Origin of the sequence: Arcobacter arenosus, from assembly GCF_005771535.1 — a bacterium.
Lineage (GTDB): Bacteria > Campylobacterota > Campylobacteria > Campylobacterales > Arcobacteraceae > Halarcobacter > Halarcobacter arenosus.
The window spans coordinates 44,246-54,115 of record NZ_VANU01000005.1; the positions used below are offsets into that span (position 1 = coordinate 44,246).

Annotated in this window: 12 protein-coding genes; 7 read left to right on the plus strand and 5 right to left on the minus strand. The window is 28.0% G+C overall.

The features are described 5' to 3' along the window. Positions 1-27 precede the first annotated feature (27 nt). From FDK22_RS11315 to FDK22_RS11335, 5 genes are read left to right on the plus strand one after another with little or no spacing between them, the layout of a single operon-like run. Positions 28-282, plus strand: a complete 255-nt coding sequence (locus FDK22_RS11315) for a type II toxin-antitoxin system Phd/YefM family antitoxin (RefSeq protein WP_138153087.1) — start codon at positions 28-30, stop codon at positions 280-282. Beyond that, on the plus strand, positions 279-533 hold the full coding sequence (locus FDK22_RS11320) for a Txe/YoeB family addiction module toxin (RefSeq protein WP_138153088.1): 255 nt from the start codon (positions 279-281) through the stop codon (positions 531-533). Before FDK22_RS11315 ends, FDK22_RS11320 begins: the two co-directional genes overlap by 4 nt. Beyond that, entirely contained in the window at positions 533-994 is a 462-nt protein-coding gene (locus FDK22_RS11325) for a GDP-mannose mannosyl hydrolase (RefSeq protein ID WP_138153089.1), read from the plus strand. The genes FDK22_RS11320 and FDK22_RS11325 overlap by 1 nt, the downstream gene beginning before the upstream one ends. Further along, positions 991-2,361 carry a mannose-1-phosphate guanylyltransferase/mannose-6-phosphate isomerase gene (locus tag FDK22_RS11330; RefSeq protein WP_138153090.1) on the plus strand — a complete coding sequence of 457 codons (1,371 nt, stop codon included), beginning with the start codon at positions 991-993 and terminating at the stop codon, positions 2,359-2,361. The genes FDK22_RS11325 and FDK22_RS11330 overlap by 4 nt, the downstream gene beginning before the upstream one ends. Further along, positions 2,362-3,777 (plus strand): phosphomannomutase, encoded by a 1,416-nt coding sequence (locus FDK22_RS11335; RefSeq protein ID WP_138153091.1) that lies wholly within the window; start codon positions 2,362-2,364, stop codon positions 3,775-3,777. A 30-nt stretch (positions 3,778-3,807) separates the two neighbouring features. On the opposite strand, the gene FDK22_RS11340 is transcribed toward FDK22_RS11335, so the two are convergent. The 3 genes from FDK22_RS11340 to FDK22_RS11350 are packed head-to-tail and all read right to left on the minus strand — an operon-like array spanning position 3,808 to position 5,181. Next, positions 3,808-4,080 (minus strand): PqqD family protein, encoded by a 273-nt coding sequence (locus FDK22_RS11340; RefSeq protein ID WP_138153092.1) that lies wholly within the window; start codon positions 4,078-4,080, stop codon positions 3,808-3,810. Positions 4,081-4,083: 3 nt separating this feature from the next. After that, positions 4,084-4,944 (minus strand): hypothetical protein, encoded by an 861-nt coding sequence (locus FDK22_RS11345; protein WP_138153093.1) that lies wholly within the window; start codon positions 4,942-4,944, stop codon positions 4,084-4,086. Positions 4,945-4,953: 9 nt separating this feature from the next. After that, the gene (locus FDK22_RS11350; protein ID WP_138153094.1) at positions 4,954-5,181 is read right to left on the minus strand and encodes a twin-arginine translocation signal domain-containing protein; all 228 of its coding nucleotides are present in this window, start codon (positions 5,179-5,181) and stop codon (positions 4,954-4,956) included. Positions 5,182-5,392: 211 nt separating this feature from the next. On the opposite strand from FDK22_RS11350, the gene FDK22_RS11355 reads away from it, so the two are divergent. Beyond that, on the plus strand, positions 5,393-6,193 hold the full coding sequence (locus tag FDK22_RS11355; RefSeq protein ID WP_138153095.1) for a polysaccharide biosynthesis/export family protein: 801 nt from the start codon (positions 5,393-5,395) through the stop codon (positions 6,191-6,193). 17 nt (positions 6,194-6,210) lie between these two features. After that, a complete protein-coding gene (locus FDK22_RS11360) occupies positions 6,211-8,571 on the plus strand; it encodes a GumC family protein (RefSeq protein ID WP_138153096.1) in 2,361 nt (786 codons plus the stop codon). A gap of 10 nt (positions 8,572-8,581) precedes the next feature. Here FDK22_RS11360 and FDK22_RS11365 read toward each other — a convergent pair whose 3' ends face one another. Together FDK22_RS11365 and FDK22_RS15750 are read right to left on the minus strand one after the other, a co-directional pair. After that, positions 8,582-9,334, minus strand: coding sequence for a tyrosine-protein phosphatase (locus tag FDK22_RS11365; protein WP_138153097.1), 753 nt, complete (start codon positions 9,332-9,334; stop codon positions 8,582-8,584). A 49-nt stretch (positions 9,335-9,383) separates the two neighbouring features. Beyond that, on the minus strand, positions 9,384-9,870 hold a 487-nt coding region (locus FDK22_RS15750), incomplete at its 5' end, for a hypothetical protein (protein ID WP_171012983.1).

The following is a 9,870-nucleotide window of genomic DNA, read 5'->3' on the forward strand; positions in this document are numbered from 1 at the left end:
ATGTACAGAATATTGTAAGGAGTAACTATGCAAGTTGTAAGTATGACAGAGGCTAGAAATAAATTTAAAGATATTTTTGACACTGTATATCATAATCATGAAGAAGTAATTATTCATAGAAAAGGTAGAGAAAATGTAGTTGTTATACCTTTTGATGAATATAATGCTATGAAGGAAACTAACTATCTACTAAGTTCTGAGAATAATAGAAAACATTTAGAAGAATCTATTGAACAATTAAGAACTGGTAAAACATTAGAGAAAGAGTTAATTGAAGAATGAGAATAATTTGGTCTGAAAATTCTTGGAATGATTATCTTTATTGGCAAAATACTGATAAAAAGATATTGAAAAAGATAAATCAACTCATCAAAGATATTCAGAGAAACCCTTTTGATGGAATAGGAAAACCTGAACCTTTAAAACACCAATTTAGTGGATTTTGGTCAAGAAGAATTACTGATGAACATAGGTTAATTTATGAAGTTTCAGAAAATAGTATTTCCATTGCATCATGTAGGTACCATTACTAATGTTTTTAGATAAAGAAACTTTTAGCACAGTTATTGCAAATGCACCACTTATCTCTATTGACTTAATAATAAAAAATAGCGAAGATAAAATTTTACTAGGTAAAAGAGTAAACAAACCAGCAAAAAATAGTTGGTTTGTTCCTGGTGGAAGAGTTTTTAAAAATGAAAAGATAGATGATGCTTTTAAAAGAATCACAAAAAATGAGATTGGTGTTGAATACAATATCAAAAGTGCTTCTTTTAAAGGTATATATCAACACTTTTATGATGACAATGTTTTTGGTGATGATTTTTCTACCCACTATATTGTATTAGGTTTTGAGCTTAGAATCACAAATACTCCTATGACAAATAATCAACATGAAAGCTATAGATGGTTTGATGAAGAGGAACTAATGAAAAGTGATGATGTATACTTTTTTGTAAAAGACTATTTTGATAAAGACAAGGGGATTAGATGACTAATATAATACTATGTGGAGGAAGTGGGACAAGATTATGGCCAATAAGTAGAACACTTATGCCAAAACAATTTGTAAAGCTTTTTGATAATAAATCATTGTTTCAATTAACAGTTGAAAGAAACTCAAAAGTTTGTAATAGTCAATTTATAGTTTCAAATGCTGAACAATATTTTCTTTCCGTTGACCAATTAGAAGAATTAAAAAAAGAGAATAATAAATACCTTCTTGAACCTGTAGGAAGAAATACTGCCCCAGCTATTGCTCTGGCTTGTATGGAATTAGACCCTGAAGAAATAGTGTTAGTAACACCAAGTGATCATTTAATCAAAAACGAGGAAGAGTATTCTAAAGTTTTAGAAAAAGCAAAAGAATTAGCGTTAAAAGATAATCTAGTTACATTTGGTATTACTCCAACTTTTGCAGAAACTGGATTTGGATATATAGAAAGTGAAAATGAATATGATGTAAAAGCTTTCCATGAAAAACCAGATTTTGAAACAGCAACTTCATACTTAGAAGCTGGAAATTATTATTGGAACTCTGGAATGTTTATGTTTAAAGCTGGAGTGTTTTTAGAAGAATTAAAAAAATATTCACCTGAGATATTTGATACAAGTAAAGATGCTTTAGCAAACTCTTCTAAAGATAATATTACAAGAATAAAACATGAAGATATGATGAATATCCCTGAAGATAGTATCGATTATGCAGTTATGGAAAAATCTTCAAAGGTAAAAGTTGTACCATCAGATATAGCATGGTCAGATGTAGGAAGTTTTGATTCACTTTATGAAGAACTTCCAAAAGATGAAAATGGAAATACACTAAATAAAAACCATGTATCTGTAAATAGTAAAAACAATCTAATCTATGGAAATCAAAGAAAAATAGCTACTGTTGATATTGAAGATTGTATTATAGTTGACACAGGAGATGCATTACTTATATCTAAAAAAGGAAGTTCACAAAAGGTTAAAAAAGTAGTTGAAGAAGTTAGAAAAACTACAGAACTTCATAATATTCACTTAACTGGCTATAGACCATGGGGTTCATATACAGTTTTAGAAGATACTGCCGGATACAAAATTAAAAGAATTGATGTAAAACCAGGAAAAAGACTAAGCTTACAAAAACACTTCCATAGAAATGAACACTGGATTGTTGTAAGCGGAACAGCAACAGTTACAGTTGGGGAAGAGACAAAACTAGTAAGACCAAATGAATCTATTTATATAAAAATGGGTGAAGTACATAGATTAGCAAATGAAGGGAAAATACCTGTTGTACTAATAGAAGCACAAGTTGGTGAGTATACAGGTGAAGATGATATCGTAAGAATTGATGATGATTTTAAAAGGGATTAAATGAAAAATATAAAAGAAGTTATTAGTCAAAGTGATGTTAAATTTGGGACTAGCGGAGCAAGAGGTTTAGTTACTGAATTTACAACTGAAGTATGTACTGCTTTTACTATCTCTTTTTTAGATGCCATGAAAAAAAGTTTTGAGTTTAAAAAAGTTGCAGTTGCTATGGATAATCGTCCAAGCAGTCCTGAAATAAGTTCAATAATTTGTGGTGCAATAAAAGCCTATGGTTATGAAGTAGATTTTTATGGAGTAATACCTACACCAGCACTAGCCCTGCAAGCTATGACAGATGAAATACCATCTATAATGATAACAGGAAGTCATATCCCTTTTGATAGAAATGGTATCAAATTTTATAGACCCGATGGGGAAATCTCAAAAGAAGATGAAATATCTATTTTAGATAATTCAAATGAGTTAATTGATTCTAGCAACTATTTGCCAGTAGTAGATGATAAAGCAGCAATAAATTATATAAATAGATACGCAAACTATTTTGGAAAAGCTTGTTTAAATGGTCTTAAAATTGGTATTTATGAACACTCAAGTGCAGGTAGAGATTTATATTCTAAACTTTTTACAAATCTAGGTGCAAAGGTAATAACTCTTGGAAGATCAGATGAATTTATTCCTATAGATACAGAAGCAGTATCGCAGGAAGATAAACAAAGAGGAAAAGATTGGTCAAAAGAATATGGTTTTAATACTATTTTTTCTACAGATGGAGATGGAGATAGACCATTAATTGCTGATGAAAATGGTGACTGGCTAAGGGGTGATATTGTTGGTTTATTAACTGCAAAAATTCTTGGAATAAAAGCTTTAGCTGTGCCTGTTAGTTGTAATACAGCTATTGAAAAAAGTGATTTCTTTGATAAAATAAAAAGAACAAAAATTGGATCACCTTATGTTATAGAAGCTTTTGAAGAGTTAAATACATATGAAGCAATTGCTGGGTTTGAAGCAAATGGTGGTTTCTTATTAGGTTCATCACTTGAACAAGATGGAAATATTTTACATGCATTACCAACAAGGGATGCATTATTACCATTTATAGTTCTACTTTCTTTTGTAGTAAAAGAAAAAACATCACTATCAAATCTTATTGAAAGTTTACCAAAACGTTTTACATCAAGTGATAGAATTCAAAATTTTCCAAGAGAAAAGAGTATTGAACTTATAAATAAAGGTATAGAAAATCCAACTATATTATTAGAGATGTTAGATTTAGAAAATCTAAAAATAGTAGATATAAATCAAATTGATGGATTGAGACTAACTTTTGATAATGATGTAATTATACACCTAAGACCTTCTGGTAATGCACCAGAATTACGTTGTTATGTGGAAACAGATAGTCAAGATACTTCAGATAATTTGGTAAAACAAACTTTAACTTCAATTTCAAAATAAAAAGAACCCAAAATCTTGGGTTCTAAAACATTATGAGATAGTAATCAAACCTTTATTTACTACTTCTTGAATAAAATTTAATATATCTTTTTCAACTTGTTTTTCATCCACTTCATAATTTGAAATTATCTCTTCTTTTACACTATTTAAGTCTTTTTTTTCTTCTAAAGTTTCCCAGATTAGAGTTCCTATTTCATTTATAGAAAAATACTCATTTGTATTACTATCAAGTAAAATTGTCTCATTATCTACTTTTTGTAAAAAAAGGCAATCTGGTATATTTATTTTTGTATCTAATGTCATATTTTATATTACCTTTTTATTTTTTATAAATTCTACTATAGTTTGATAAACTTCTTCAAGTCTATTTAAATCCCAAGGGATAGTTATATCATATATATCCACTTTATTTGCTATATTTGTCAAGGATTGAAATCTTTGTTTTTGATTAATTGGCAAGTCAATATCAGTTGCATATTTTAAAGCTTTGAATTTTTCTATTCCAGATATTTTGTTGATAAATATATCTGAATTTTCATCTGATTTAACAAGGTTAAATATACAATTTATTGGCTTTGAATCTTTTGCAAAATCTTCTACAAACAATCCTAAATCTTCCATTTTACGGTAAGGTCTATGGTATGGATATGAAGGAACAGATAAAATTAAATTATCTTTTTCATAGGTACCTACTTTATCATCAGATATCATTGTATGACCTTTTTTCATAAAAAAGTCTGTCATTGTAGATTTTCCACCAAAGGCATCAGCGATAAAAAGAACTGGTGTATTTTCTATCTCAACAGCCCCTGCATGCAAAAAGTAATACCTACTCTCAAAAGTTAATAAAATAGGGAAAAAAGTATGATATAACCAATACTTTATTAAAGTATCATCCCCTAATTTACCTTTTATAAAATTTATCTCATTTGAGTCAATTTTAGAAACAAAAGTAACAACATCTTCTACGATAAAAGATAAGATTTGATTTTTTTGAATACTGTTAAAAGGTTTATCGCTTTGAATTTGAATTTTTCTAAGCTGATTATTGTTGAGAGTTAGTTTATAAGGAAGATTGCTATAATTTTTTTGTTCAAAAAAGGAATAACAATTTTTATCTAAAGTATCAAGTCTAGTACTTGATACTTTAAAATCAAAAATCTTCATTAATTAGATTTAGAATTTAAATCCTGAAGATTCATCATCACCACTTCCTGGAGGTGGTGGAGGTGTTATACTATTGTCAAAATCATTTTGATCTTGACAATTGCTGATACAACTTGCCATAGCATTTGTTGGTTTAGTTATTGACCCTAAAGCAACTATTGCAGGTGCCGCATATGCTGCTTTTTTAAGGAAACTTCTTCTACTATTAGTATTTTCTTCTGTTATAATTTTATCCATTTTGTATTCTCCAAAATTTTTATGGTGACATTATAACATAAAAACTTTCTAATAATATTAGAAGTTACTTAAAAAATATACAGCTAAGTTATAATGTTATTTTTGTAACTAATTTGTAACTTTAAAATTTTATCTATTTTTTAGACATTTTTGTTTGAAATTTAATAACTCATTGTGTTATGATAACAAAAAAATTTATAAAAGGATATATATGGGTTTAAAGTTAAAATATACTTTTATTTTCTCCATTCTGATAACTTTATTTAGTGGTTGTGGTCTAAAAGATTATAAACTTTTTCAAGAAGGTAGTCTAGACATAGAAAAAACAACAGTTGTTGATAAAAAAGAATATTATCAAGAAATGGCATTTGAAAATATTATTGCTCCAAATGATAGAGTTGATGTTACAGTTTATATTCAAGCTGGTCAAGGAAGTCAACAAATGACTTCAATTCTTACTAGTAGAGATGTAAATAACAGTAACACAATTCAAGAAAATATTGGATTATTAGTTACAAGAAAAGGTAGTGTGAGACTTCCTTTACTTGGAAGTGTTAATATTGCAGGTTTAACTCAAGATGAAGCTTCAAACTATCTAATCAAAGAATACAAAAAATTTATTAGAAACCCATATGTAATCGTTGAAATCAAAAACCAAAGGGTAATTGTAATCGGTGAAGTTAAATCTCCTGGTATTGTTCCTGTTACAAATGGAACAATGAATGTAATTGAGGCTATTGCAAGAACTGGTGACTTAACAGATATGGCATCAAGAAACAATATAAAAGTTATTAGAGGTGATTTAAGAAACCCGAAAGTTAGAACTATAAACCTTACAAGAATGGATGCATTGTCTGTTTCAAGTTTATACTTAAAACCAAACGACATTTTATATGTTCAACCTAGAAATCTTAAAGGTTATAATAGAGCATTTAATGATATTAACCCATTTTGGAATATGTTATCTAGTATCCTAGATCCACTAAACCAAAGAAAAACTCTTATAGAATAGTATAAGGGTTATCTTTAATGGAACAAAATAAATATATACAACAACATGCAAATGATGAAATAGATTTAAAACAGGTATTTAAGACTATTATTAAATACAAGTTTTTTATCTTTTTTTCTATTTTAATATTCACTATAGGATCAGCTGTATTTGCTTATGTTAAGCCAAATATATATTCTTCTTCTGCAACTATTGAAGTAAAAGAGGAAGAAAGAGGTTGGAACTCAAGTTCAGCACTTAAAGAGGCATTTACCGGTGCAGGAGTAAATATTGAAAATCAAATTGAAGTTTTTAAATCAAAGTTTTTAGCTGATAGAGCAGCTAGTTATTTAAATCTTGGAACAAGATATTTTACAAAAAACAATTATAGAACATATGAATTTTATGAAAACTCACCTTTTGTTGTAACAAAAAACTTTTTAGATGATATGTTTTATCAAAAATCTTTTTATATAATGCCACTTTCTTCTACAACATTTAAACTTGTGGTAAAACCTAGAAGTAAATGGTCAAAAGATGGACTTTTTAATTTACTTGGTGTTAGAAAATTTAAAGATGTAGATTTTTTTAGCTATGAAAAAATTCATAAATACAATGAAGAGATTAAAACAGAATGGTTTAATATAACAGTTCAAAAGATTAGTAAATTAACAGAAGAAGAATACTCTTTTTATTTTGTTCATGAGTCTTCATTTTCAAGGTATTATTCAGATTTATCAATTTCACAAGTTTCTGAGTATGCAAGTGTGTTAAGACTTTCTATTTTTGATACAGTTTCAACTAGAGCAAAAGATCTTTTAAATGCTATGTTAAAGGCATATAGAGATCAAGAAAGAGAAAGAAAAAATGAAACAGCAAACTTATCTTTAGACTTTATTGACTCACAACTTGAAGAGATAAATAAAAGACTTAAAGCTTCTGAGGGTAAACTTGAAGAATATAAAGAGACTAACGAAGTAATTGATTTATCTCAAAAAGCAAAAATGACTTCAGAAAAATTGACTGATTATGAAAGTAAACTACAAGAGATATCAATAGAACAAAATATCTTAAAAAATTTACAACAATATATCAATAAAAATCATAATCTATCTGGTCTTGCAGTTGGATCAATAAACTTTGCTGATCCATCACTATCAAATATGGTTAAAAACCTAACAGAATTATCAAATCAAAGGGATAGTTTACTGATTGATTATACAGAGTTACACCCTGATATTGTAAAACTTAGTCAATCAATTGCTACGCTAAGAAGAAATATAAAAACTGTTTTAAGTAATAACTTAAATCAAATAGCACAAAGAAAAGCTTCTTTAAAAGCATTAATTAGACAATATACAAAATCTTTAGAAACTCTTCCTCAACAAGAAAAAGAGTTGACAAGACTTACAAGATATTTTTCAGTAAATGAGAAAGTATATTCATATTTATTAGAAAAAAGAGCTGAAACAGCTATCTTAAAATCATCTACTATCTCTAATTCAAGAGTATTAGACGAAGCATTAAATTACCCTATTCCCGTTAAACCAAAAAGAATGTTAATAGTTTTAGTTGGTATGATATTAGGTGGAATTGTTGGTATTGCTTATGCCTTTTTAAGAGAATTTTTAAATGATACTGTTAAAAATACTGAAGAGATAGAAAGATATAGTTCAATTCCTATTTATGGTGTTGTGCCACTTAATAAAAACAAAAAAACAAAAAATATTTTCCTTGAATCGTTTAGGTCAATAAGAACCAATTTACAGTTCTTGCCACAAACAGAATCAAGTAGAGTTATTACAGTAACCTCTTCTGTATCAGGAGAAGGGAAAACAACTATTGTTGCAAAAATTGCTGAAATAATAGGTCAAACAAATAAAAAAGTTGTTGTTTTAGATGTAGATATGAGAAAAGCAAGTGTTCATAAAGAGTTTGATATAGATAATGTTATAGGATTAAGTAATTATCTAACTGGTCAAAATACACTAAAAGAAGTGATTTCTAAAACAGAATCTGAAAATGTTGATTTAATTACAACAGGGCCACTTCCTCCAAATCCTTCAGAATTGATTTTATTAGACAATATGAAGATTTTAATTGAAAACCTAAAAGAAGATTATGATTATATTATCATAGATACACCACCAGTTGGGCTTGTAACAGATGCTCTTATTCTTATGAATTATGCAGATATCTCATTTGTATTAGTTAGAGCTGATTATACGAGAAAAGAATTTATTAAAAATCTTGATAGACTAGCACGTGAGCACTCACATAATCATATTGGTATGATTTTAAATGGTGTTGAAATTGGTGAAAAATATGGATATGGTTATGGTGTAAGTTATGGATATGGCTACGGAAATGACAAATATTATAAAGATAGACCTAGTTAATAGGTCTTCTTTATACTAACTTATAATTTTTTATTGAATTTTTTTCAAATAATTCATGGGTTTCTTTAGCAAAGACTGCTTTTTCAAAAGAATCTAAATATTTTTGGCCATGAATATCACTACCTACAAAATCTACTAACCCCTTATCCGATAAATATTTTGCAGCAGACTTGGGTTTTTTACCATAAAAACCAATCAAAGAGTTAAGATTAATTTGAAATCTAACGCCACTTTGTTTTAACTTATCATACTTTGAGAAGTTTGATGCAAAATAAGAATATCGCTCAGGATGTGCCAAAATAGGCCTATAACCCTTAGAAAGAAGTTTGAAAATAGTTTGTTCTAATCCAAAAGGTTTATTTGTATAAGAAAGTTCAAACAAAACATATTTGTCTTTTCCAAAATATAATAAATCATCGTTTTCAATAAGTTCTAAAAAGTTTTCATCAAAATAGTATTCTGCAGAAGCAATAAGTTCTATATCAATATTTCTATTTTTTAGTTCTTTTTTAAGTTTTTCACAAGCATCTAAAATAATCTCTTTTGTGTTTGGAAATCTATGAGCCATGATATGTGGAGTTGTGATGATTTTGTTAAATCCAAGGTTTTTTATACCTTGAATAATATGTATTGATTCATCTAAAGTTTTTACACCATCGTCAATCCCTGGAATTAAATGAGAGTGTAAATCTGTTGTATAGTACTCAGGTTTATAATCTTTTGACTTTTTTTCAAAAATTGAACTAAAAAGTTTTTTTACCAAAATCAAACCTTTATTATAGAGTAATGAATTATATCATTACTCTATTAAATTATAATATAGGATCTTGTTCAATAAGTAGTGTTAAAGTATTATTTGTAGATGTATCTGTAGCTACATAAGTATCATAATTAATACCATCCACTGATGTGTTTCCATTAGATGTCCAAATATTTGAATCTAAGTTTACAGAATCATCAATATCTTTATTTATCATTAATGTGTTGTCATCAGAAATTGCTAAAAAGTCTTCAACTGAGATATTTGATAATATATGTTCCCCTGTATAATTTAAATCTATAGATTCAACTTGTGTATTATCAGGAATAGCTCCTAAAAGATCAGCCATACTATAAGTTCCTGCATCATCTTCTAGATATAATGTATCTGATTCAAGTCTTACATTGATTGCATCTCCACTTACTGCTACACTTACTGTCTTAGCTTCACTAAAGTCTGTCCCATCATATGCTTTTACATCGAATGTGATATTCATTGTTTGATTCTCATCTAAGCTATCTATCTCTTCACTATAGATT

Coding starts and splice junctions, on each gene's coding strand:
- FDK22_RS11315 (WP_138153087.1), top strand. CDS start 28: ATGCAAGTTGTAAGTATGACAGAGGCTAGAAATAAATTTAAAGATATT.
- FDK22_RS11325 (WP_138153089.1), top strand. CDS start 533: ATGTTTTTAGATAAAGAAACTTTTAGCACAGTTATTGCAAATGCACCA.
- FDK22_RS11335 (WP_138153091.1), top strand. CDS start 2,362: ATGAAAAATATAAAAGAAGTTATTAGTCAAAGTGATGTTAAATTTGGG.
- FDK22_RS11355 (WP_138153095.1), top strand. CDS start 5,393: ATGGGTTTAAAGTTAAAATATACTTTTATTTTCTCCATTCTGATAACT.
- FDK22_RS11360 (WP_138153096.1), top strand. CDS start 6,211: ATGGAACAAAATAAATATATACAACAACATGCAAATGATGAAATAGAT.
- FDK22_RS11350 (WP_138153094.1), bottom strand. CDS start 5,181: ATGGATAAAATTATAACAGAAGAAAATACTAATAGTAGAAGAAGTTTC.
- FDK22_RS11330 (WP_138153090.1), top strand. CDS start 991: ATGACTAATATAATACTATGTGGAGGAAGTGGGACAAGATTATGGCCA.
- FDK22_RS11345 (WP_138153093.1), bottom strand. CDS start 4,944: ATGAAGATTTTTGATTTTAAAGTATCAAGTACTAGACTTGATACTTTA.
- FDK22_RS11340 (WP_138153092.1), bottom strand. CDS start 4,080: ATGACATTAGATACAAAAATAAATATACCAGATTGCCTTTTTTTACAA.
- FDK22_RS11320 (WP_138153088.1), top strand. CDS start 279: ATGAGAATAATTTGGTCTGAAAATTCTTGGAATGATTATCTTTATTGG.